This is a genomic window from Ruegeria sp. CL6, from assembly GCF_056536465.1.
The window spans coordinates 1-22,841 of record NZ_JBQFPR010000007.1; the positions used below are offsets into that span (position 1 = coordinate 1).

Annotated in this window: 18 protein-coding genes; 7 read left to right on the forward strand and 11 right to left on the reverse strand. The window is 54.9% G+C overall.

The genetic code is table 11. The features are described 5' to 3' along the window. On the reverse strand, positions 1-2,916 hold a 2,916-nt coding region (locus tag ACR0LH_RS17285), incomplete at its 3' end, for a DUF5801 repeats-in-toxin domain-containing protein (protein ID WP_480721852.1). Positions 2,917-3,447: 531 nt separating this feature from the next. Between ACR0LH_RS17285 and ACR0LH_RS17290 the strand changes: the two genes are divergently transcribed. From ACR0LH_RS17290 to ACR0LH_RS17300, 3 genes are all read left to right on the forward strand, one after another. Then, positions 3,448-5,679, forward strand: coding sequence for an Ig-like domain-containing protein (locus ACR0LH_RS17290; RefSeq protein ID WP_480721853.1), 2,232 nt, complete (start codon positions 3,448-3,450; stop codon positions 5,677-5,679). Between the two features lie 277 nt (positions 5,680-5,956). Then, on the forward strand, positions 5,957-7,681 hold the full coding sequence (locus ACR0LH_RS17295; RefSeq protein ID WP_480721855.1) for a type I secretion system permease/ATPase: 1,725 nt from the start codon (positions 5,957-5,959) through the stop codon (positions 7,679-7,681). Continuing rightward, on the forward strand, positions 7,681-8,985 hold the full coding sequence (locus ACR0LH_RS17300; protein ID WP_480721856.1) for an HlyD family type I secretion periplasmic adaptor subunit: 1,305 nt from the start codon (positions 7,681-7,683) through the stop codon (positions 8,983-8,985). Before ACR0LH_RS17295 ends, ACR0LH_RS17300 begins: the two co-directional genes overlap by 1 nt. A gap of 275 nt (positions 8,986-9,260) precedes the next feature. On the opposite strand, the gene ACR0LH_RS17305 is transcribed toward ACR0LH_RS17300, so the two are convergent. Continuing rightward, the gene (locus ACR0LH_RS17305) at positions 9,261-9,674 is read right to left on the reverse strand and encodes a carboxymuconolactone decarboxylase family protein (protein WP_480721857.1); all 414 of its coding nucleotides are present in this window, start codon (positions 9,672-9,674) and stop codon (positions 9,261-9,263) included. Positions 9,675-9,872: 198 nt separating this feature from the next. On the opposite strand from ACR0LH_RS17305, the gene gntH reads away from it, so the two are divergent. The 3 genes from gntH to ACR0LH_RS17320 all read left to right on the forward strand — a co-directional run bounded on the left by gntH (position 9,873) and on the right by ACR0LH_RS17320 (position 13,480). Beyond that, on the forward strand, positions 9,873-11,219 hold the full coding sequence (gene gntH / locus ACR0LH_RS17310; RefSeq protein WP_480721858.1) for a guanitoxin biosynthesis MBL fold metallo-hydrolase GntH: 1,347 nt from the start codon (positions 9,873-9,875) through the stop codon (positions 11,217-11,219). 10 nt (positions 11,220-11,229) lie between these two features. Continuing rightward, on the forward strand, positions 11,230-11,877 hold the full coding sequence (locus tag ACR0LH_RS17315; protein WP_480721860.1) for a DUF3299 domain-containing protein: 648 nt from the start codon (positions 11,230-11,232) through the stop codon (positions 11,875-11,877). Between the two features lie 358 nt (positions 11,878-12,235). Then, complete coding sequence (locus tag ACR0LH_RS17320; protein ID WP_170555250.1) at positions 12,236-13,480, forward strand: adenylate/guanylate cyclase domain-containing protein; 1,245 nt, start codon at positions 12,236-12,238, stop codon at positions 13,478-13,480. Positions 13,481-13,587: 107 nt separating this feature from the next. Here ACR0LH_RS17320 and ACR0LH_RS17325 read toward each other — a convergent pair whose 3' ends face one another. Next, positions 13,588-14,886 (reverse strand): adenylate/guanylate cyclase domain-containing protein, encoded by a 1,299-nt coding sequence (locus tag ACR0LH_RS17325; protein WP_480721862.1) that lies wholly within the window; start codon positions 14,884-14,886, stop codon positions 13,588-13,590. A gap of 359 nt (positions 14,887-15,245) precedes the next feature. On the opposite strand from ACR0LH_RS17325, the gene ACR0LH_RS17330 reads away from it, so the two are divergent. Next, positions 15,246-16,079 (forward strand): methyltransferase domain-containing protein, encoded by an 834-nt coding sequence (locus ACR0LH_RS17330; protein WP_480721863.1) that lies wholly within the window; start codon positions 15,246-15,248, stop codon positions 16,077-16,079. 162 nt (positions 16,080-16,241) lie between these two features. Here the strand turns inward: ACR0LH_RS17330 and ACR0LH_RS17335 are convergent, their stop codons facing one another. The 8 genes from ACR0LH_RS17335 to ACR0LH_RS17370 all read right to left on the reverse strand — a co-directional run bounded on the left by ACR0LH_RS17335 (position 16,242) and on the right by ACR0LH_RS17370 (position 22,814). After that, entirely contained in the window at positions 16,242-17,108 is an 867-nt protein-coding gene (locus ACR0LH_RS17335; protein ID WP_480721865.1) for a CopD family protein, read from the reverse strand. A gap of 2 nt (positions 17,109-17,110) precedes the next feature. Next, the gene (locus ACR0LH_RS17340) at positions 17,111-17,452 is read right to left on the reverse strand and encodes a copper resistance CopC family protein (protein ID WP_480721866.1); all 342 of its coding nucleotides are present in this window, start codon (positions 17,450-17,452) and stop codon (positions 17,111-17,113) included. Positions 17,453-17,574: 122 nt separating this feature from the next. Beyond that, the gene (locus tag ACR0LH_RS17345) at positions 17,575-18,018 is read right to left on the reverse strand and encodes an SRPBCC family protein (protein WP_170699296.1); all 444 of its coding nucleotides are present in this window, start codon (positions 18,016-18,018) and stop codon (positions 17,575-17,577) included. Beyond that, complete coding sequence (locus tag ACR0LH_RS17350; protein ID WP_170390203.1) at positions 18,015-18,878, reverse strand: phosphoenolpyruvate hydrolase family protein; 864 nt, start codon at positions 18,876-18,878, stop codon at positions 18,015-18,017. The genes ACR0LH_RS17345 and ACR0LH_RS17350 overlap by 4 nt, the downstream gene beginning before the upstream one ends. Position 18,879: 1 nt before the next feature. After that, positions 18,880-20,088, reverse strand: a complete 1,209-nt coding sequence (locus ACR0LH_RS17355) for a Tm-1-like ATP-binding domain-containing protein (protein WP_480721868.1) — start codon at positions 20,086-20,088, stop codon at positions 18,880-18,882. 14 nt (positions 20,089-20,102) lie between these two features. After that, on the reverse strand, positions 20,103-20,822 hold the full coding sequence (locus ACR0LH_RS17360; RefSeq protein ID WP_480721869.1) for an ABC transporter ATP-binding protein: 720 nt from the start codon (positions 20,820-20,822) through the stop codon (positions 20,103-20,105). Beyond that, positions 20,812-21,585 carry an ABC transporter ATP-binding protein gene (locus ACR0LH_RS17365; RefSeq protein ID WP_480721870.1) on the reverse strand — a complete coding sequence of 258 codons (774 nt, stop codon included), beginning with the start codon at positions 21,583-21,585 and terminating at the stop codon, positions 20,812-20,814. The genes ACR0LH_RS17360 and ACR0LH_RS17365 overlap by 11 nt, the downstream gene beginning before the upstream one ends. Continuing rightward, on the reverse strand, positions 21,576-22,814 hold the full coding sequence (locus tag ACR0LH_RS17370) for an ABC transporter substrate-binding protein (protein WP_170486057.1): 1,239 nt from the start codon (positions 22,812-22,814) through the stop codon (positions 21,576-21,578). Before ACR0LH_RS17370 ends, ACR0LH_RS17365 begins: the two co-directional genes overlap by 10 nt. Between the last annotated feature and the right edge of the window lie 27 nt (positions 22,815-22,841).

Below are 22,841 nucleotides of genomic sequence, written 5' to 3' on the forward strand. Positions count from 1 at the left end.
GCCCACACCTTCGGTGTCCGTATCCGGACCTCCTGTCAGATCGGCATCATCCGTCTGCAGGTCCGCGGTGCCAAGGGTCATGGCAAAGGCCGGCCCGTCATCGGTGAACGAGATTTTTTGGGTGAGGTCGACATAGTCCGTCGCGGTGTCTGCGGCGGTCTCGGCGTCGCTGAGGGTGCCGACCAGACGGATCGCATCGGTCAGGGCCGCGCCCAACCCGGTGATATCCGAGGCATAGCCCGAGGTATCTGCCGAACTGTGCTCGACCGCCCGGTTCTGGGTCAGCGTCACCGCGCCGGTGCTGCTGACGACCGAGACCGAGAACACAACCTGTCCGCCCGAGGTTTTGCCCTCGATGACGCCAGCATTGTTGCTGAGAACCACGGTGTCTCCGGTGGCGGTGTCTTTCAGGGTCACCGATCCGGCATTGGTGCCCAGTTCAAGACTGTAGACCAGCGCGCCCAGACCATCTTCACCCGGATCATTCGTGGTCACGTTGAACAGATCGCCCACACCTTCGGTGTCCGTATCCGGACCTCCTGTCAGATCGGCATCATCCGTCTGCAGGTCCGCGGTGCCAAGGGTCATGGCAAAGGCCGGCCCGTCATCGGTGAACGAAATGGAAGGCGCAATGTTGACGGCATCGGTGGCTTGGTCCGGTGGTGTCTCAGTATCGCTGAGAGTGCCGACCAAGTTAATGTAGTCCCCGGCACCAAGACCCAGCCCGACAGTGTCGCCGTTATATGGCGCTTGAGTGTCGGTCGTACTATGCTCGACCGCCCGTTCCTGGGTCAGCGTCACCGCGCCGGTGCTGCTGTTAACCGAGACCGAGAACACGACGTCGCCGGTTGCGGCGTTCACGGCATCCGTACCTTCACGACCGACGATGTCGCCGAGTTCGTCAAACAGGAACACCGTGTTGCCGGTGGCGGTGTCCTTCAAAGTTGTTGTAACTGAGGCGGCGCTCAATGCCAAAGAGTAGACAAGGCCACCATTGCCGTCGGCACCCGGTGAATTGGTTTCGACCGTAAACAATTCGCCGACGCCCTTGGTGTCGGTATCGGGACCGCCTGCCAGATCTGCGTCGTCTGTCTGCAATCCACCTGTTCCAAGCTCAATGTCAAAGAGAGGTGCGTCGTCCTCAATAAGGCCGCGGACATCATTCGCTGAGAAGTTCTGCTTGTCACCATCCTCGTCAAAGGCTTCGAAGAGTTCCCCAAGACCAATCCCAAGGATGTCGTCGTCGGGGTTGCCCGTAGTCACCGCGCCGTGCTCGACAGCGGCGAGTAGTTCCAGCCGGATATCTCCGTTGGTGTTCACAAGTATTCGCAGGTGATCAGTGCTGCTGATCGACAGGATGACTTCGTCGTTATAGGTCGTGCCGCCCACGTCGACGTCAACACCTTTGTTCACCTCAACGTTAAATGACTGACCATCGTCGCTGGTGAGCGTGGTGCCGTCTTTCGTCGCATCCGCGCCAAAACCTAGGCCTGGTGCGTCCTGGCCAGATTGGAATATGCCGCTCAGGTTGTCAGTCGCGACCAGCACGTCACCCGTGCCGTCAAGGTTGCCGCCGGTCAAGGCGTCCTCATAAACCGTCAGATTGACATCCTGCGCGCCTTGGGAGGGGCCATCATCGTAAAAGTCGAGTTTCGATCCCGCCTCGGCCCGTTCGGTGGCGGTGCTTTCCAGGCTGAAGGCCTGAATACTGAACGCGACCTGATCATCGCCGCCGTTTTTGATCGCTATCCGGTTGAAGGACGGGGCCACGATACTGATCCGGTCATTTTCAACCGCGCCGATTACGGTAAATGTGCCGTCGCCGTTATCCTGAACCATCGTTGGGTCGCCGGTGACGTCGACGCCGTTCACGAAGACTGCGGTAATGCTCACCATCTCGTCGTCGTTGTGGCCGTCAATGAATGCTGTTCCAGTCTCAAGTTCTGGGCCGGCTCCTTCGGTATTCCACGCAGACAGATGGACCAAGGGGTTTGTGGTTGGGCCACCTCCAGTGACCTTCACAACATTGAACGCCGCACCGGTCGTCTGGAACACGTCCGTGAATAGAATGTTGTTCTGGTCACTGGCCTCGGTGGGGGTCAGCCCGGGTACAATATATTCAGAGTCAAACCCAGTGGTGAAATTGAAGTTCAAAATCTCTCCAGCGCCGATGTCCTGTGAGTTGGTGCCAAGCGCGGTTTTATCCGAACCGTCGCCCAGATTGGCACCCTGGCCACTGTTCACTGAATCGCCATTCATTTGACCGGAGGCCACAATCGTGACGTTCCCCGAACTGAAGGCCATGAACTCATTCTGGCCGGACGGAGCGCCTGCGAAGGAAAAGTCGATGACTTGCTCGGCCGAGACAAAGACCTTGTTGGCTAAATCCACAACATCGTCGGGGTTGCTCCCATCCGGATGTTTAATTGGCTCGAACAAGGCGATCCAGAAGTCACCGCCGATGATATTGCCGCTGACCGGATCGGTGACTTCTTCCAGGTAAATCGCAAAGATGACTTCCTGGGTAAGCGCATCAATGCCCAAAACGACGTTGTCGTTTGCAGCCGACAAGAGGTTGATGTTGTTACCCGCAAGCGAGTCGAGGCCAGAATCGAATGTACCGTCGAATACAAAGCCGCTGTCATCGGTCAGGCTCAGCCCAGTGATCGGGGGATCGGCGGTGATCTGTACATCGTTGCCACCGGTGCCGTCGGTCGGATCGCCGGCCAGTTCAATCGCATCGCCGACTGCCACACTATAGCCTGTGACCGTCGCGCTATAGGCAGCCAATGCGGTGTTGAAAACAGACTCTACATCAGTCGGAAAACTGGAAACATCATGCTTGCCGCTACCAAACTGATCACCCAGGGATTCGTCGATACCAGTAATGCCATCAATATTAATCGAAAGTGCCATAATACTTCCCCCAATGGTTTACACTGGAAGCAATGAAGACACCGAGATGCACCGCTCAAATTCTATGTCTCGGATAACTTCAGATTCCAGCAGTCAATCCAGACGCAATAATATGCTCAGAAGGAGACGGCTTTGTTGGGGGCAGATGATGAAGTAAGAAGTCGCAATTAAACATGCAGCGCGCAAACGCGCTCGCACGGATGAGGTTCCGAAAATTTCGATTTTTTGACTTAGAGAGTTAGGAACCGCGACATTGGCACCCCCATGCCAGACAATGGGTTCTCCTCCAAATTGTGTCGGCACGCTACCACAATAATAAAAATTTCTCAATCTTTTCAGCAGTTCAGGCGAGTGCTCCGGAGCCGTTTCTCGCAAAGGTAGGTGCTGCAAGGTAATTGTTTTCCTGCCCTCCAAGCAAAGTCCCGCCTAAAAAAAGCCAAAATTTCGGCAGCTCTTGCGACTGCCATTGTTCGGCATTTATCAACAATCCAACCGCAAAATTTACAAAAGCGGGAAGCTTGAGGATAAGAGATGGCTAAGGGCAAGGGCAGCGCCGGTCACGGCGGCAATACCGTGCTAAAAGGTGGGCGCGGAGACGACACCTATTTTGTACATGCATCTGGAATTTCCATTAGCGAACGGAAGAATGGCGGTATCGATACCGTTGTTTCGAGCGTGGACTATGCGCTTGATGATAATGTGGAAAACCTTTTCCTGGACGGCGTCGACGATCTTAATGGAACCGGCAACGAGCTTGATAATGTTCTCGAAGGCAATGACGGGGACAACATTTTTTCTGGCTTGGATGGCGACGACACGATCCTGGGGTTTGGTGGTGACGATGTCTTGCTGGGCGGTGAGGGATCTGACCTGATCGACGGTGGCGAGGGGTATGACACTGTTCGCTTCGAAGGGCAGTTGGAAGACTACTCTTTCGAAATAGTGGGTGAAAGTATTTATGTCACCTCTTCTTCTGGCGAGCGGGACCACCTGATAGATGTAGAGGTGCTGTCCTTTTCTGATACGGATTTGTTGGTCGTAGACTTGGAAACGCCTGACGATCCCAACGCTGATTCGCCGCACGCGCTTGACGATTATGGGTCGGTGCAGATGGATGGTGTGGTGATCCTAGCTGTTCTGACGAATGACCTTGGTGCGGGGTTGCGAATAGCTTCTGTAACGGAAGGTGTGTCCGGTGCAGTAACGATTAACGAAGACGGGACCCTCACTTATGTTCCTTATGAAGGGGTCTCTGGCGCGGACACTTTCAGCTATACCGTTGTTGACGACCAAGGGCGCACCTCGACAGCGCAGGTGACGATGGAGATTGTTGACGACAACTCGGCCCCAGTTGCTGTCAACGATACCTTTGGGGCCACTGAGGGTGAAACTCTCGAGAGTTCGGCCAGTATTCTCGACAATGACAGCGACGGCGATGGTGATACGCTGACCATTGCGCAATACGATGCTGTCAGCGCCAACAATGGATCGGTCGTTGTGAACGCCGATGGGACGTTCAGCTATACCGCCGCCACGGGTTTCGTCGGAACTGACACCTTCAGCTATACAATTGAAGACGGTCACGGAGGTAGTTCTTCCGCCGTTGTGACAATAGAGGTCGAAGGTGCCTCGGAGCCGGATGTCCCTTACTATGTTACAGGGCTGATTGCAGGAGACGAGTATCGGCTGAACCCCAACGATCCGGTCGGGACGAGCATCACTGTAACTTATTCGTTCGCTACTGCGACACCGGATTACTACCACGACGACCATTTTGCCTGGACGGACTTCGAAGCTTTCACGGCAGAAATGCAGGCGATTACGCGTAGCGCGCTTTCCAGTATTTCGGAATTCGCGAACATTACGTTCGTCGAAGCCCCACTTGAAGAAGCCAGCATAGTATTCGGGATCGCGGATATCGGCGGGTCCGCCCGCGGGTTGGCCTATTATCCAAATGAATATACCGTTGGAGCACCTGCTGGGGATGTCTGGATCGATTCATCATTGTCAGGGCTTTCTTTTGAGCCTGGGACTGAGGAATATAAAACGCTGATTCATGAAATCGGGCATGTATTGGGGCTTCAGCACCCAGAAAACCTACCGCTTGATGAGCTGAACCGGCAATATACTGTGATGTCGGATTACGTGCATCCGTCCTTCGACGGCGAGGCAAGTTCGATGTTATTGTATGACGTTGCGGCTATCCAACATTTATACGGAGCCAACGAGACCACAAGAACATCCGACGACGTATATGACTTCGACGCATTGTCCGGGACTGTGGAAATAATCTGGGATGCGGGTGGGCGTGATGCCATGGACCTTTCAGCTTCAACGCATGGCGTTGAAATCGATTTGCGCGAGGGTTCATTTAGTACCGTTAGCCAGTCAGGCAGCAACAACATTGCAATCGCTCACGGGACAGAGATCGAAGACGCCATTGGCTCTTCTTTCGATGATACGATAGTGGGCAATGATGGCGACAATTACATTTTCGGCGGCGGCGGAAATGATGTCTTGTTCGGCGGCGACGGAGATGACTATTTCGATTTCGGCTTCGATGGCTCCAGCGGAAATGACCAGATTTCTGATTTCACGAACGGACAAGATGTACTTGCGTTCAGCGGTCCAGAGACGTCGATCGATGACCTAGTAGTGACTACGCAGGAGTCTGGGGTTTTGGTAGAGTATTCCGGTGGATCAATCCATCTTGATAACGTTCTGTACCTGACAAGCGACGATGTAGTCTTCGGGGTCGCATAATCTGCAATTTTAGCACTGTAAGCGCTGCTGGCTCTGTCCGAACGAACAGGTTTGGGACGAGGGAGGGCTTTGGTTGGTAAAACTTCTGCAGAATAATCGGGATAAACGAGACCGATATCAGCAGGTTGCCAACTTCAGGGCGAAGCAGACAAATTTGCAATGACACCCTCGCGACTCCATTAGGGGAATTTCCTTGAGAACCCTACCTATTTTGTGCTGAGATGGAGCCGGTGTTAAAACCACTGTCGTTTACTGAATGTATTGGCGGGCATCTCTTATGGTTTCGACTACCGGTGGCGACAAACCTAAGAAGATCCGACCGCATATTCGCCGGCTTGTCGCAACGGTCATCGTTTTCAGCATTTTCACCAATCTATTGATGCTGACAGGGCCTCTCTTCATGCTTCAGGTCTATGATCGGGTGCTTGCCTCGCGATCAGAGGAAACCCTGGTTGCCCTGTTCGGTCTCGTCGCGGTTCTTTACCTGTTTTACGGCCTCATCGAGTATGCCCGCGGACGCATCGCGGCGCGTGCCGGTGCCCGGTTTCAGACGGCCTTCGACGAGTCCGTTTTCCGAGCCGTACTTGAAGACACTGCCGTACGAGGTGGGCAACACAAGCAGTCCGCCCCGCTCGACGCGCTGGCCTCAATTCGAACTTTCTTCACCGCTCCGGTTTTCCTATCGCTACTTGATCTTCCATGGACCCCTATCTTTATCGGCTGCATTTTTATCTTCCATCCCTATCTGGGATGGATGGCCAGCGCAGGCGGCATGGCTCTGATCACCGTCGCTTTCATTAACCAATTCGTAACTTTTAAAAGGGTTACGGAAGCCAACGGGCTCTCACATCGGGCAGATCGCTTCGCGGATCAAGCCGAAGAAGGGGGCGAACTCATCTGGGCACAGGGCATGTCGCAAGCAATGGTAAACCGCTGGCAAGACATGCGAGCGGAAGGTGTTAAACGCACGATCGCTGCCACCGATTGGACGGGCTCTTTCACAGCCAGTAGCAAAGCCTTCAGGCTCTTCCTTCAATCTGCAATCCTGGCGGTTGGCGCCTGGCTCGTTCTGGAAAATGAAATTAGCGCAGGAGCCATGATTGCAGCCTCTATTCTGATGGGCCGCGCTCTCGCACCGGTCGAGCAGAGTCTTGCAAGCTGGCAAATCGTGCAGAGAGCGCTATCTGGCAGGAAGCGTCTGAATACCTTCCTCGCCGACAACCACGAGCGTGAGCCACCTCTTGAGTTACCGCGACCCGAGGCCAAACTCCTTGTCAATAATGTGTCTGTTGTTGCCCGCCGTGGCGATAAACCGATCCTGAAATACGTGAAGATCGAGGTTTCGCCAGGAGAAGCGCTCGGTGTAATCGGAAAGAGCGGTTCCGGCAAAACCACTCTTGCCCGCGTGGTCGTAGGTCTTGTGACACCCGTCGCCGGTGAGGTGCGTCTAAATGGGGCTAAGCTGGGACATTATGGCCCGGATCAATTGGGTCGGCACATTGGCTATCTTCCACAGGACGTTGTGCTTTTTGAAGGTAGTGTCGCCGAAAACATAGCGCAAATGGACTTAAACCCGGATTCTGAACTTGTCATAAAGGCCGCCAAAAAAGCGCGGGTGCACGACATCATTCAGAAACTCCCTGACGGGTACAATACTCGGATCGGAACCCACGACGCGCAACTGTCGGGAGGACAAAAGCAACGGCTTGCACTGGCTCGCGCGCTTTATCGCGATCCTGTGCTTTTGGTCCTCGACGAGCCGAACTCGGCACTGGATGCTGATGGATCAGAGGCCCTAAACTCGGTCGTGCGGAAAATGAAGGCGGACAAAAGAGCCGTTGTTATTATGACCCATCGACCGACGGCGATCTCAGAGTGTAACAACCTGGTTATTCTCGACCAGGGTAAGGTCGCCGCACAGGGTCCGCGAGACGAAGTTATTAAGTCGACGTTGAAGAATGCCAATCAGGTTCAAAGCGTCGTCAGCGGAAAGACAAGCTGATGTCAGAACAGAAGGAGAGCTGGAGCGCCGTCGTACCAACCACGATTGGTGCAACAGCGATTATCGTGATGTTGGGCGTCCTTGGGGTTTGGAGCGTCAAGACGCAGATTGCCGGTGCCGTGGTTGCCTCCGGGGTGATTGAGGTTGAAAGCGAGCGGCAGGTGATCCAGCACCCAGACGGTGGGGTGGTTGGGGCTATTTTCGCGCGCGATGGCGATTTGGTGGCTGCCGGCGATGTACTAGTGCGGTTCGACGATACATTTCTCAAAAATGAACTCGCGATCGTCGAAGGTCAGCTCTTGGAAATCTTCGCGCGCATGGCGCGCTTCGAAGCCGAGCGTGACGACACTGAGAACGTGACATTCGACACTCCTCCAGACCTGATGTTGGTGCCTGATGACAAAATCACGGAGCAACTGGAAGGGCAGAAACGTCTTTTTGAAGCGCGTCGCAAATCGCTCGCGCAAAACGCCCGGCAAATTTCTGAACAGAAGACTCAAGTTGCACAACAAATTGAAGGCGTAGAGGCGCAGCGCAGGGCACTTGATCGCCAGCTCAAGCTCATCGAGCAGGAACTGGCTGATGTACAAACCCTCTTTGATCAGGGACTGACGAAAGCGTCGCGCCTCCTCGAATTGCAACGCGCCCAAGCTAGGCTCGAAGGAGAAATCGGCAGTCTGACGGCGCGCGTCGCCGAGGCGCGCGCACAGATATCTGGCTTGGAAATCCAGCGACTTGCTCTTTTTGACCAACGTCGCGAAGAAGCAATAAGCCGACTAAGGGACTTAGGTTACAACGAACTCGAATTGGTCGAGAAGCGCCTTGGGCTTATCGAAAGGTTGTCCCGACTCGATGTCCGGGCGCCTGTCGCCGGCATTACCTTTGGATCAAGCGTCTTTGCGGAACAGTCTGTAGTCCGGGCAGCCGATCCAATGATGTATATCGTGCCCGGAGATCAGCCGCTTCACGTGTCCGCACGGATCTCACCGACAGATATCGAGCAGGTCTACACCGGTCAGGACGTTTCGCTGATGTTCACCACGTTCAATCGACGCACGACTCCGGAAGTTGCAGGGAAAGTCGTTCGCGTTGCCGCTGATGCTGCGCGAGATGAAGCCACAGGCGCAACGTTCTACGAGGCGATCCTCATGCCCGACGCGGCAGCGCTCGAGGCTCTGGAAAATGTCTCACTTGTTCCAGGCATGCCGGCCGAAGCCTTCCTCAAGACCGAGAACCGGACTCCGCTAAGTTATCTGACGCAACCGCTCACTGTGTATTTTCAGCGTGCGTTTCGCGAGGATTAAACCACCGGCCCCAATAGTGCCGGTGATGCACACGTCCAAACTTTTCAACTTATCATGACTAAGTTAAGAACTGCGCACAGCAGTATCGTTAGGACGTCAATTTTGCGGACGTTCGACAATGGCCAAATCCTGCTTCCGAAACCAATACTCTCAGACAAATATCAAACACTTAGCGCCAAAAGAGGCGCGTTCTTCGTTCGCGGCCTTTTTATCGTGTCGCGACCTGGAAAACTGCTGTCACTAAGCAATCTGAGGTGAAGCAAAACCCACCGTCATCAGGGCGTTTCTTCCGGCATATGAAAAAACCAACCCACAGTTTCTGTCTGCTCTGTTTCATCGTCCACCTGTGCGTCGGCCTCAACCATACGAGAAGGCGTCAGGGTGAGGTGCTTGACGTAATCAAGTATGGGTTTGATCCGTTGATCAACGCGCGTTGAATCAAGGTTGTTCACAAGTGATTCAACTCGATTTTTCTTAATCCTGTTAACAAGGGCAAACACAGCATGCGCTTCGTGACAATAAGAGCAGGTATTATACCCTAAGACATAGGAAGCGTTTTGCTCATGTTCGGAGGCGGAACGTTCACTTTCTCCTCGGATCAAAAGGCGCTCATATTGGCGCTGGAGTGAAATCTTGTCTGAAAGATGCTGACAAGTGTTGTGTCCTCGCGAAGAGGTGGAAATGGTCACAACATACGATACCCCCGGCAAACATTTGTAACTGGGTGTTCATGTTGCAAGGAGCTCCGCATTGAGCGTAAAGCGGTCTTTCGGTTCTTGTCAGCACGCAGTTTCTGCGGAAGTCGCAGAAGCTGAAACTCATTTTGAAATCTCGTTGTCCTCGGTTAACCTCGCAAAAATTCGCAAGGGATTGGAGGGACACTCATCATGAACTGTTTCAAGGGAGTTTGCGCCGCAGGGTATCTGATTTTTTCTCAACCAATCGAAGTGCTTGCGCAGGATCAACCAACTCCCGAGATGCAGAAGGCAATCGAGTTCTTCGGTCAAGCAGGAAATCCTGAAGGACGATGGATTGAAGGCGAAACGATGGTGCCGCACGTTGAAGCGGCATCCCACTTCAATGCCGCCATGCTCTATTATCCCGGGACCGAGGAACTACAGGACAACGAAATCCGCGTGAGCTTTATGGGTTCGACATATTACCCATCACAGGATCAATCCGGGATGAGCATATATGTTGAACTCGGAAATGGTGATCGTTTCGTTTTTGACATGGGGATTGGTTCACTGCGGAACTACAACAGCTTCTCCGTTCCCTTCAATACGATCAATCACGTCTTCATTTCCCATCTCCATATGGATCATGTGAGCGACCTGCCTTACTTCACGATGTTCCGGCCTATTCAAGGCGGCTACACTCCACTAAATATATACGGCCCGAGCGGATCTGAACCTCAATATGGAACGCAGCATTTCGTCGATAGCATGATGGCTATGACAGCATGGCACCAGGATAGCTTTAATGCCTGGCCAGTCGGCGAAGGCTATAGCCCCAACGTAGTGGAATTCGACTACATGGATGAGGGTGGAACAGTCTACGAAGCCAACGGCGTTAAAATTACCCATTGGCCAACATCACACACCAAGGATGGCGCGACGAGCTACAGATTGGATTGGAATGGCAAAAGCCTTTGCTACACCGGTGACAATCGCCCGAACAGCCTGACCATAAAGTATTGCGAAGGTGTGGATATGCTGATCAGCGAAGTCCAAACAGCTACTGTTTCTGTGACCTCACGCGCGCTTGGAATGCCGGCTGCAATGGCAGCATACACGATCGACACATCGCACACGCCGGCTTATGGACTGGGTTATATTTGTGAGCAAACACAGCCTAAGGTCTGCGTCGCATCGCACTACAGCTATGACGATGTCTTTAACAACGAAACGGTCGCTGAAGTGCGCTACCACTACAAAGGTGCGTTTGCGTTCGGTGCGCCTGACCTCGTCGTTTTCAACTTGCACGGTGACGGAAAAGTATGGTGGCGCGAGGGGGTTACAGGTGAATCCAATCAGGTTCCGCGGCCTCTATATACAGATGACGAGATCACGTTCCCTGCTCCAAAACACCAAGTTTATGATGTGATAAATGAGACGATCGAAGCCAATGAGATCGATCCGGAACTCTGGTATCCACCCGGAAAAAAACCTGAGCTAGTCCGTGAGTGGCCGATGACCGAAGACATCACGATACCCAATCCATTTGCCAACTGACGCTCGGCACATGCGTATTGCAGCAATACTGCTGGTTTTCATGTTCCTGCCCTCGGCTGGCTACGCAGAGTCTGCCCGACCTGTAGATTGGAGCGACCTCGGCGTCGAATTGTCGTCCAAAGACAACCCGTACTACGGGTTGACCGCGGATGAAGCCAGGTTGGTCGGCGTTCTTGTGCATACCCAGACCGCACGGACGGCAGGCAAAGTACTCTCTCCCAGGGCGCTGCAAGGAGAAAACCTTGCGATCTCAGCTTTGGAAAGTGTCGGAATAGACGGTCCGGCCAAAGTCGCCGATTTAGCGGCGTTTGGTGAGAAATTGAAAGCTAGCCGCACCGAACTCAATGAAGGCCTTTTGAACCAGTCAATAGAAATTCCGGGGTTCGTGTTGCCGCTGGACTTCGATGGCAGAAGGATCACCGAGTTTGTTTTGGTTCCATTTGCGGGCGCTTGCGTGCATACGCCGCCTCCGCCCAGAAACCAAATGATAGTGGTCAACTACCCGGAAGGTTTTTCGATAGATGGATTGTTTGAAGCTGTCGTGATCTCCGGGAAACTGACCAGAGGTGACGGAATACGATCTGTTGGATTCTCCGATGGCGTTTCGCCCCTCGATATTGGGTATCAGATGGAAGCAATTTCTGTTGATCCGTTGTGAGAAACAGTGGGCTGCTTTGTCCGCAAGGCAGACATCCAGTCATTCCAATTCGCGCGCCTCATCATCACCCAAACCCTGCCTGATCTTCCACGTTTTGTTATACGAAGAGAGTGATATTTATACTTGGTTGCAACATGCGTTCCAATTCAATCGACGACCGAATTGTCATGAAAAGCTGAGAGAGTGACTCTTAGCAAGCCCAACCGTGCCCGCCTAGCTAGGACCGAATAACAGTGTTGTGCTAAAAGGAGGTGGAACGCTCGGCGCAAGGTTTCCTGTGCCTATTGAAAACAAGCTGCCCCAGATTTCAGGCCCGAGTTGCTTCAGATCGCTTTTTTAAACAAGAAAGTGTCTCGGTATGATTGAATTCAGCAGGTCACCACTTTTGGATAGTGTTGCCACTTGGCTGATGAAAAGCGGCCTTCGCGATACCAAGGCCGAAGACGTCGTACAAGGTTTTGGCAATCTTTTGGTTTCTGCGGGTATACCCGTCGTCAGGATCAACATCGGAGGTATGGTCCTGCATCCAAATTTCGGTGCGCTGAATGTAATTTGGACGGTTCGTGACGACCAAGCAAAGGCGGACCTGACGCCAAGAGATCAGCTTGCGACGCCTGGGTTCCGCAATTCTCCTTTTTTTGACTTGGCGCATAGCGGAGAGTCATTTCGCCGCTACAAGCTGGAAGATGGACTGACCAAGCCCAGCTTTCCGATCCTTGAAGACCTAAGATCAGACGGCGTGACTGACTACCTCGTTCAATTTGAGAGCTATCATCGCGATGACACCAGTCGTTGGTCGGATTTTCCACCGGGAATGGAGGGTGTCATGATGTCGATTACCACACGTCGTATCGGCGGTTTCAGCGATTCCGAAATCAACTACATTCGGGCGCTTATGCCTGCCTTGGCCTTGGTCATAAAGAACGCGCAATCGCGAATTCTTGCGCAGGGTTTGATGGACGCCTACCTCGGAAGCTATTCAGGAAACCGTGTGCTGGATGGCGTCATCGAGCGCGGTGACGGAGGGGCGATCGATTGCATTTTGTTTTATTGTGATCTTAGAAACTCCAGCCGATTGGCCGAAGACATGCCAATGGACCAATATCTTGCGTTGATTAACGACTATTTTGACTGCACCGCAGGGGCCGTCGAAGACCACGGCGGTGAAATCCTCAAGTTTATCGGCGACGCGGTTATGGCGATCTTCCCGGTTGACAAAAAGTCGAGGCCAGCGGTCGACATGTGCCGCGCCGCATTGTCTTCTGTGTTGGAGTGCCTCGCCCGCGCCAAGGAAAAGAACATCGTCTGGCAAAAGCACGGCGGCAAAATCGAGTTTGGAATTGCCTTGCATAGAGGTTCCGTAATGTATGGAAACGTTGGTACGGAACGCCGGCTGGATTTCACCACGATTGGTCCGGCAGTTAACCAGGTCAACCGGCTTGAAGGTTTGTGCAAGCCTCTGAAAACACCTTTGGTAATGTCCTCGGAATTTGCAGCCGACGTTACGACGCGGCTTGAGCCTTTGGGACGGCATCAATTGGCAGGCATGTCGCAATCAACGCAGGTCTACACTCTCCCGGAGTTCGCACCACGGGCCGGTTGAAGTCGCTTGGTCAATCGTTTCAACTGGCAATCTGCCCATGACGAGCCGTCTCGGGTCGTGCTGCTGAAATAGAGCAACCGAATTTCCGCCACTGCAGCAGAATCGGTTCAGCGATCACTTCCCTCGCTCGAAGGGCGATTAAGTTGTTGTTCAAAACGTTTTTGAATTTCGGCCAGTTCTTCGATCGCTGCGCGGATGTCAGAGCTGTCCAGAACATTGACTTCTACGTGCTCGCCGATGTGAGACAATTTCCGGCTTTCACTGAAACGCGCTTCTTCAGTCAGGCCACCAACCTCAAAATATCTGACCGATCTGGCGAAACCTTTTGGTGTAATTTCGCCTTTCAACTTGCTGTCTACATGGTCCTCAATCAGCGAAAGCGTATTCTGATCAACAAGTATGGTGTCGGGTTCTGCCATTTCCTGTAAGCGCGCCGCAAGGTTTACCGGGCTGCCCAGCACTGTGTAATCCAACCGCTGCTCGGATCCGAAGTTTCCGACAGTACAGTATCCAGTTGCAATGCCCATGCGAATTTTCAGATCGCTCGGGACTCCGTTTTTCTTCCAATATCCCTGTAGGGAGGAAATGCGCTCTTGCATCTTCAATGCCATTTCTACGCATCGTAGGGCGTCTTCCACATCCCCCTGTGTTTCGGGGTCACCGAAAAACACCAACACCGCGTCGCCGATAAATTTGTCTATGGTCCCCCCATACTCAAGCGCAACATTTGTCATTTCCGAAAGGTACGAGTTGATGACGATTGCCAGTCGCTCAGGTTCAAGGGTGTCGCTCAAATCTGTAAAGTGAACGATATCCGAGAAGAAAATTGTGAGGTTTTTTCTTTTGTGCGTCAGGGACGTATCTTCAGTTTCCGAGAATATGCTGTTGTAAATTTGCGGAGACAGATACTTTGCCAACCTGTTGGCCAGATTTTCAAGTTGTCTGCTTTTTTCTTCTATAAGCTCTCGGTCTTTGATCTTTTGGCTCAAAAGTTCTTCACGCTCGCGCCGCAAATTCCACTCGTCCGTGCGGTCGACGAACTGGCCCTGTACACCGTTTAGATAGGAAAAGTCGCTATCGGATGTATGCGCCGAGAGCAGCGAAAAGAAACGATTTTCGCCGTTCACTGCAATCTCGACTTTTGGCAGCAGGACTGATCCTTTTTCGTTCAGATCCTCAATGTACTTATCAATTTGAGTTCCGGGTATCCCAAGTTGTTCCAATACGTCCGGCATCGAAGCATTCGTGACGTTGCCCAGAATGGGAAAGAAATTCCGAAAGTTGTCGTTGACCCTTTGTATTTCGAGCTCTCGATTGGCGAAGTATGCTGCTGTTATTGCGTTTCTGAAGTTGAAGAAACTTAGATCCAAAATTGTTTTTTGGTTAAAGAACTGTTCAGCATTCATTACCGAGATCCCTTACTCTTTGGGCACAAGTTAAGTGGGGGGAAGCTACCACACATGAAATTGGGAAATAGCAGCAGGCATTCACTCTGATCCTGCTGAACCTCCCCCTTACTGCCCGGACCACCCCAAGACTGAACAGCAAGATTATTTCTGTATGTATTCTGAATAAGTCTAAACCATTGCGACGTCGAGCCAATTGCTTGTCATTTTTTGACACTGAGGATTAATCCTCCTCCGTTTTGGCTAAACTTGCTTCCTAATTGTTAAGCGGGGTTTGCCGAATGTCTGCTTGGCTTGATCGTTGACATTGATCCTTATCCAACTGTTCATTGAGGGGGCGCAGAGGGAAAGGGGAAGGGATGTCAGACATCCAGAAGCCGGATACTTTCGCTGCACTCGAAAGGCGCGAGTGGGCGAAACCCGAAGTAGCACAGTCCTATGCGACAGTGTTTGCCAAGGCCGCAGACATGGTTGTCCCGACCTTGGTAGCGGCGGTTCGGGCTGGACCAGACATCGCTGCCCTCGACCTATGTTGTGGTCAGGGCAATGTTACGGCGGGTTTGTACAAGGCAGGTGCGCGTGTGACGGGGTTGGATTTCTCGCCGGCTATGCTCGAAATGGCCCGATCTGCCGTGCCTGACGCCCAGTTCGTCGAGGGCGATGCCATGTCTCTCGACTTTGAGGATCAGACATTTGACGCCGTGACGATTGGGTTTGGGATGCCGCATGTGCCGGACCCGCCGCGAGTTTTGGCCGAGGCTCGCCGCGTTCTCCGGCCCGGTGGGCGTGTGGCGTTTTCAGTCTGGTGCGGGCCGGACGTTGACACGGCTCTTGGGTATGTCTTTGGCGCCATTGGCCAACATGGGTCTCCGGAAATATCCTTACCACCTGGCCCCGGAGCCAATGACTATGCGGATCCGGCAATCGCCTTTCCAGTGTTGGAGAGGGTCGGGTTTACCGATTGCCATCAGTCCACTGTTGCATCCAAGTGGCGCGTTGGTGATCCCGGCGCGCCCTATGATTTCTTTCTTGAGGGGACAGCCCGCGGCGGTGCCCTTTTGCGCCCGCAACCCCCGGAGTGTGCAGCGGCCATCCGAGCAGCGGTAGTGTCAAAGGTGCTCGAGAAACACGGCGCCGGACCTGAATGGGATGTGCCAATTCCCGCTGTTGTGACAGTGGCAACCGTCGCCTAGACAGTCCTTTCAGACTGACCCCGTGGCATGAGACGCAGTGTTCTGTGTAGTGGCCCCGTCAGGTCGCCAGGTCTCAGTTTCGCAATTCATGATCTGCAGTGACGTTCGTGCTAATGCTGCATATAGCCCGTGCACACAGGTTTTTGTTCATCTCAGAATACCTCAATGCGGAAGCGTTAGTACGGTCGTGAGTGTCGCCGTTGTCGCCAGAACCACGAAAACGACTAGCGCTTCAATTTCGATGGATCGGGCGAGATGTTGCGCTGCTTTTGCGTCTCCGGCTTGCATGGCCGGAACAAACCGGAACTTGTTTGCGGCGGCGAGGATCAACAGCAGCCCTACAAGGAACACTTTGAACAACAGTGCCCGCCCGTAGCCGGTGAACAAAAGCCCTTGGAGATTGCCAACAAGCAACCAAGCCATCCAGAGACCTGCCACGATCAAAGTTGGTACGACCATTGCGGCAGCTTGCCCAAACCTTTGCCCCAGTTCAGCAGCATTCTTCAGGTGCTCAGGCATCAGGGCCAACCTCCGTAACGGGCTAAAGATACCCAGCCAGAAGGCCGCACATAGCAGGTGCAGCACGAGCAAGAGTTGGACACCAACACTCTCTAATTCGGGCACGTGCCCGATCTGCGCAAAGGACCACAGAGCCAACGCACCACCCACCAGTGCGACCCAGTGACCAAAGCGAGGAAGGGACAATCCCACAAGGATCAATGCTGCGCCGACAACTCGGTAAACTAGTACGTCGCCTACGGAAGTCTGCCGAAGTAGACCAAGCATCGCCGGGTCGAACATTCCATCCAAGCCGCCTGTCAGGGCAGCGCCACGAAGCAGGAAACCAACTACCGTTGCCACGAGAGAAAGCCATGCCAACACCATGGCTTGGCGTTTCAGCGCAAGGCTTATTGGAGTTACCAAACCCGAATAGAGGCTATTTACGATGACAATCCCGGTAGACCCGGCAAATCCGATGTAGAGCATTAGCTTTGCGAGGATTGCAGCAATTCCCCAGATGTCTGGCATGCTCATTCCACGGTAAAGGAGAACTCGCCCTGCATCGCGTGGCCGTCTTCACCTAAGCCACGCCATTCGATGACATATGTGCCAGTTCCGCTGGCCGGCAATGGGATCGTGAACGCCTGACCAAAACTTGTCTGGCCACCCAGATCCAAGGGTATGGCCGAGTTCTCATCATGGGCCATTTCTATCCGTGTCAGCCGGATGTCCTTGGAGAAATTGAGCGCGATCTCAGCAGGCACAGAGGGGACTGTAGTCCCATCGGCTGGGGTTGTTTCTTCGATCTTGGAATGCGCCAGTACGCCGCTGGGAAGCACAGCAATGAGTGCAAGTATTGCGATCTTCTTCATGGTGCTGCCCTCGGTCTACTCTGTTGGCGCGCTGGATATCACGAATGTACGCGATCGCAATTGCGACGTCACCTCACGTCAAACATGCCACGGATGACATGTTTGTTTGAAGCGGTGCGGCTTTAACCCTGAAAGCTGTTTTCGAGGGCGCGGAACCCTCCCAGGAAGACATCGTTCTCGACAAAGCGGTGCCAGTGGTCGGTTTGCCCGTCGCCAGCCTCGAATTCAGCCCACCATTCGGCGAAGGTTTCACCGCGATCTGTGATAGGCGAGAATTTCATTCTGGCGACGTAGTCTACGAACGGCAGTGGACCATTCGGCAGCATGTCATACGTCAGTTCGCGGTCTGTATGTGAGAGCGACAACAGAGTTTCCCGAATACGTCCCGATCCGTCAGTCAGTGCGAAATTGCGAACGCAGCCGATCTCGCCGTTGGCGCGACCTTCCTCGATCCGGCTGTCGGTGGCTGCCGGGTGCCAGTTGGGGAGACCGTTGAAATCACGCACGCGCTCCCAGACCTGATCGACCGGCACAGCGATGATGGTTGAGGAATAAGCTCGGATCATTGGGACACTCCTTCTGTTACACGCGCGCCGCGACGCAGTTTGCCAAATTCGGCAGTTTGGGCCGTTATTGCCCGCTCGGTGGGCAGGCGTTCCATTGAGGACGCACCATAGAAGCCATGGCAATCAGGGCAGAGATCAAGGAATTTCTGCGCGTCCTCAGGCTCGGCCAGTGGACCGCCGTGACAGATAAAGATCAGGTCGTCGCGATAGGCGCGCGCGGCGGCGGCCCATTCATCGTAGAGCCGCGCGCATTCGGCGATATCCGGTGCGCTGTCACCGGCTCCGATCGATCCGCCGGTTGTCAGGCCAAAGTGCGCCACGATCACGTCCGCACCCGCCTTGGCCATTTCTGCGGCGTTATCGGCACTGAACACGTAAGGTGTGGTCAGCAAGTCGCGTTCGCGGGCTTTGGCGATCATTTCGACCTCCATGTCGTAGGACATGCCAGTCGCCTCAAGCTCGCGGCGAAAGCGTCCGTCGATGATCCCGACGGTGGGAAAATTCTGAACTCCGGCGAAACCCATCGCGCTTAGGTCGTCCAGAAATTTGTCCATGATACAGAACGGGTCGGTGGCGTTTACCCCAGCCAGAACGGGCACATTCTTTACAACAGGCAGAACCTCGCGCCCCATGTCGACGACGATTTCATTGGCGTTGCCGTAAGACATGTAACCGGCCAATGATCCCCGGCCTGCCATGCGATACCGGCCAGAGTTGTAGATGACGATCAGGTCGATGCCACCTGCCTCTTCGCATTTTGCGGATAGTCCGGTGCCTGCGCCTCCGCCCACGATGACCTTGTCAGCCGCGATTTTCGCCTTCAGGCGGTTGAGGATTTCCGTGCGTCCCGTGACGGCCATTTCAGGTATCCTTCCCGATGTAGATTTCATTGAAATTGCTGATCGCAGCCTCGGAAAAGGCGGGATCGTTGATGTGCATGTCCAGTTCGACAAGTTGTCGGTCCGGGGTCTGGATCACCGTGTCGCGCAGCGCCTGAAAAAGTGCGTCATTCGCGGCCGGGTCATGAAAGGCGCCGCCTTCGATATCCAGCGCCGAGACACCGCGAAGCGGCAACAGAAAACGGACCGGACCGTCGCAGGCGTTCAGCTTGTTGCCGATCCATGTGCCGATCTGTGCGCACTCCTCGGACGTGGAGCGCATTAGGGTGACCTGAGCATTGTGGTGATAAAAATTGCGCCCTTTGAACTGGGCAGGAACGGATTCCGGCGCCCAGAAATTAGCCATGTCGAGCGCCCCGCACGATCCCACATAAGGCAGTTTTGTACGCGCGATACTGTCCAGCCGTTCTTCGCCAGCGCTGAGCATTCCACCCACGATCAGGTCGCAAATCTCGGTCGTGGTGATGTCGAGCACGCCGGCCACATCGCCCTGATCGACCAATTGTTCCATCGACCGGCCTCCGCTGCCGGTGGCGTGGAACACCAGGCAATCATAGTCGCTGGCTAGCCCAACAGTGATGGCTTGTACCGCAGGGGTCGTCACGCCGAACATCGACAGAACCAATGCGGGGCGGTCGTCGGAGTTTTCGGGAACATCGTTTGTCATCATGCCTGCAAGTGCGTGGGCCGCATTGCCCAGCAATCGACGTGAAACCCGGTTCAGACCGGACACGTCCGTCACCGGATGGAACATGTTCACATCCGACGCGCCAACATAGGCCGAGACATCGCCCGAGGCTAAGGTCGATACCAACACCTTGGGCACCCCGATCGGCAAAGCCTGCATAGCAGGGGCAATTATCCCTGAACCACCCGAACCGCCCAATCCAATGATGCCGCCCAGATCGTCGCGGCCCAGAACGAAGGCAGACAGGGCGCGCGACATCTCGGTTACGGCCTGTCCGCGATCGTTGACGAACACTGCGGCCGGGCCGTCGGGGTGGCTGGCGGCGACGCTGGCGGCCGTGACATCCACGCCGGTCTCGCCGCCCTTGGTGCCGACATTGACGAGAACGGTTTCCACCCCTGCCGCGTCGATCAGATCGCGCACATATCGCAATTCCGGCCCTTTGGTGTCGGCGGTGCCGATCACGTAAGCTCTTTTTGGCATCCTTTCTCCCTCCCTTAGCCCGACTGACCGGGTTCAAGCCCAAGATGGCTTTTCTGCATCGCCGGATCGTTTTCCAGAGCTTCTGCTGTCATCCGCTCGACGACTTCTCCACCAACCATGATGGCCACGTCCTGTACGGCCGCCAGCGCTGCGTGCATGTTCTGCTCGACCAGCAGCACCGCGATACCTTCGCGTGCAATCAATTCGATCAGGTCAATCACGTCAGAGACAATCGCCGGGGCCAGTCCTTCGGTGGGTTCGTCCAACACCATCAGGCGCGGATTCAGCAACAAGGCGCGCCCAATCGCCAGCATCTGCTGCTCGCCACCGGACAGTCTGTTGCCTAGATTGCGGCGGCGTTCCTTAAGGCGCGGGAACGTCTCGTACACGCGGTCAATCGACCAGGCTCCCCCCTTGCGTTCGACGATCTTCAGATGTTCCTCAACCGTCAGAGACCGGAAGACTCGCCGCCCCTGCGGCACATAGCCGATCCCCATTTGCGCACGTTTCTCAGGGGGCAGGCCGGTCATATCCACGCCATCAAACCGAATTTCCCCGGCGGAATGTGGGTGCAGCCCCATGATCGCGTTGCAGAGACTGGTTTTTCCCATCCCGTTGCGGCCAAGAATACCCAATGGGTGCGCGTCGAGGCTCAGATCGACCCCGTGTAGAACGTGGCTCGAGCCATAGCGCAAGTCCACTCCGCGGATCTCAAGCAGATCATCAGTGGCCATGAGCACCTCCGATATATACGCGGTGTACGTCTTCGTTGCGCATGATCTCGTCGGGCGAGCCTTCGGCCAGCATCCGCCCGTTATAGAGAACCGAGACACTTTCCGAGGTCTGCAAGGCAATATCCATATCGTGTTCGATCAACACGACTGTCACGTCCTTGGGCAAAGACATAAGCAACGCGCTGAGTTTAGGACGTTCGGCAGGTGACAACCCTGCCGCCGGTTCGTCGAGCAACAGAATTTTCGGGTTCTCGGCCAGCGCGATCCCGATCTCAAGCTGCCGCCGCTGACCGTGGCTGAGTTCCGAGGTTTCGCGGTCCAGTACGTCGGTGACGCCTGCAACCTCGGCCAGTCGTTCGGCCTCGGCCAGCCGGTCATCGCCGGTCCTTAGGGGCAAAACCTGCAGCCAGCCACCGCGTACCCCGGCTACAGCAAGAAACAGCGTGTCGCGCACGGTCAGGCCGTTGAACAGGTGGGCGTGCTGATACGTGCGGCGCAGCCCACGTTGAATTCTCTTGTTGATCGGCTCGCGCGTCACGCTGTCGCCAAACAAGGTGATCGAGCCGGTCGTGGCGCTGATATCCCCGGTCAGCACGTTGAACAGGCTGGTCTTGCCCGCTCCGTTCGGTCCAAGGATCGCGCGACGCTCGCCGGGGCGGACGGTCAGGTCGATATCCTGAACCGCCCAAAACCCGCCAAAGCGTTTACCAATGCCCCGGACCTCCAGGGCATTGGCGGTGTTATCTGAAAGGCTTACGGGCACGAGGGGTTGTCCCGGCTAACCGGACCCGACGCCAGGAAGACGTCTTCGTCCTGCCCCAGCAGCTGATCCACATCGCGTACAACCTTAACGACGCGATTACCCAGCGAGCCGTCTTCACGTTCGTAAACTTCGGTCACAAAGTTGTCGATCACGCCATTGCGGTTCTTGTCCAGACGCATAGTGCCACCGGTGGGCGTGGTGAAGGTCAGGTCATTCAGCGCAGCGCGGAAGGCCGCTTGGTCATCCGAAAGATCGCCGTCCACTTCGTCCAACGCCAGCATCGCGGCCTTCGCGCTCATGTAGTAGTGATGCGCAAAGATCGACGGGGCCGAGAAGCCATCCGGGAAGGCTTCGGTGTAGCTGGCGGTGAAGGCCTTCCACTCGTCGCCGTCATAGTCGCCAACGGTCGGAGTGCCAGCAGGTGCGCCCACCAAAAGTTTCTTGAACGGGCCTTTGCTGTCCAGGATCGACTGGTCGATGGTGATCGAGCCACCAATGATCGGCTTTTCGCCTCCAGCCTGGCTATACTGGGTCAGGAAGTTCACGGCATCCGCGCCACCCAGCGCCACGAACAACGCATCAACATCATCCGGGATCGAGTAAACAACCGAGGAATAGTCCTTGTTGCCGATCGGGGTCCAGAACTTCTCGGGCACCGTGCCGCCTGCCTCGCAGAATTCGGTCATGAAGCCCAGAACCTGCGTGTAGGGGAAGGAATAGTCCTCGGCGATTACGGCTACGGATTTGTAGCCCATGTCGTTAAAGGCGTAGTCGCCCACACCGACCATCCACTGTGCGCCATCGCCGCCGAAACGGTAGAAGTTCTCGGAACCGTCGCGCAGCGTCGTGTCCTGTGCCGCCGAAGAACCGTTCAGGAAGGTCACGCCGGGATAGGATTTGGAAAGGTCGCGCAGCGCCAGACCTTCAGAACCTGACAGCGGGCCGACGATGATATCGACGCCGTCCTGTTCGATCAGCTTTCGCGCCGCGTTCACGGCACTGTCGGGGCTGGCGTCGGACGACATGGTGATGACTTCGATCTTGTTGCCGTCAACCTCTCCTCCAGTTTCAAGCACCGCAAGTTCCGCGCCGCGAATTCCGTCCTGACCCAGCGCGGCAAACGCGCCTTCCAGGATCGAGATCACACCGACCTTGACGTCTTCGGCAGATGCCGGGACCGCCACTGCGCACAAGGCAAGCGCGGATGCAGCCATTTTGAGCTTGTTCATTTCTTAGGTTCCTCCCTATGAGTTTGC

Bases quoted from the DNA above. Each gene is read 5' to 3' on its own strand.
- ACR0LH_RS17300 (WP_480721856.1), top strand. From the start codon at position 7,681: ATGTCAGAACAGAAGGAGAGCTGGAGCGCCGTCGTACCAACCACGATT.
- gntH (WP_480721858.1), top strand. From the start codon at position 9,873: ATGAACTGTTTCAAGGGAGTTTGCGCCGCAGGGTATCTGATTTTTTCT.
- ACR0LH_RS17320 (WP_170555250.1), top strand. From the start codon at position 12,236: ATGATTGAATTCAGCAGGTCACCACTTTTGGATAGTGTTGCCACTTGG.
- ACR0LH_RS17370 (WP_170486057.1), bottom strand. From the start codon at position 22,814: ATGAACAAGCTCAAAATGGCTGCATCCGCGCTTGCCTTGTGCGCAGTG.
- ACR0LH_RS17340 (WP_480721866.1), bottom strand. From the start codon at position 17,452: ATGAAGAAGATCGCAATACTTGCACTCATTGCTGTGCTTCCCAGCGGC.
- ACR0LH_RS17290 (WP_480721853.1), top strand. From the start codon at position 3,448: ATGGCTAAGGGCAAGGGCAGCGCCGGTCACGGCGGCAATACCGTGCTA.
- ACR0LH_RS17335 (WP_480721865.1), bottom strand. From the start codon at position 17,108: ATGCCAGACATCTGGGGAATTGCTGCAATCCTCGCAAAGCTAATGCTC.
- ACR0LH_RS17295 (WP_480721855.1), top strand. From the start codon at position 5,957: ATGGTTTCGACTACCGGTGGCGACAAACCTAAGAAGATCCGACCGCAT.
- ACR0LH_RS17325 (WP_480721862.1), bottom strand. From the start codon at position 14,886: ATGAATGCTGAACAGTTCTTTAACCAAAAAACAATTTTGGATCTAAGT.
- ACR0LH_RS17330 (WP_480721863.1), top strand. From the start codon at position 15,246: ATGTCAGACATCCAGAAGCCGGATACTTTCGCTGCACTCGAAAGGCGC.
- ACR0LH_RS17315 (WP_480721860.1), top strand. From the start codon at position 11,230: ATGCGTATTGCAGCAATACTGCTGGTTTTCATGTTCCTGCCCTCGGCT.
- ACR0LH_RS17360 (WP_480721869.1), bottom strand. From the start codon at position 20,822: ATGGCCACTGATGATCTGCTTGAGATCCGCGGAGTGGACTTGCGCTAT.
- ACR0LH_RS17345 (WP_170699296.1), bottom strand. From the start codon at position 18,018: ATGATCCGAGCTTATTCCTCAACCATCATCGCTGTGCCGGTCGATCAG.
- ACR0LH_RS17355 (WP_480721868.1), bottom strand. From the start codon at position 20,088: ATGCCAAAAAGAGCTTACGTGATCGGCACCGCCGACACCAAAGGGCCG.
- ACR0LH_RS17350 (WP_170390203.1), bottom strand. From the start codon at position 18,878: ATGGCCGTCACGGGACGCACGGAAATCCTCAACCGCCTGAAGGCGAAA.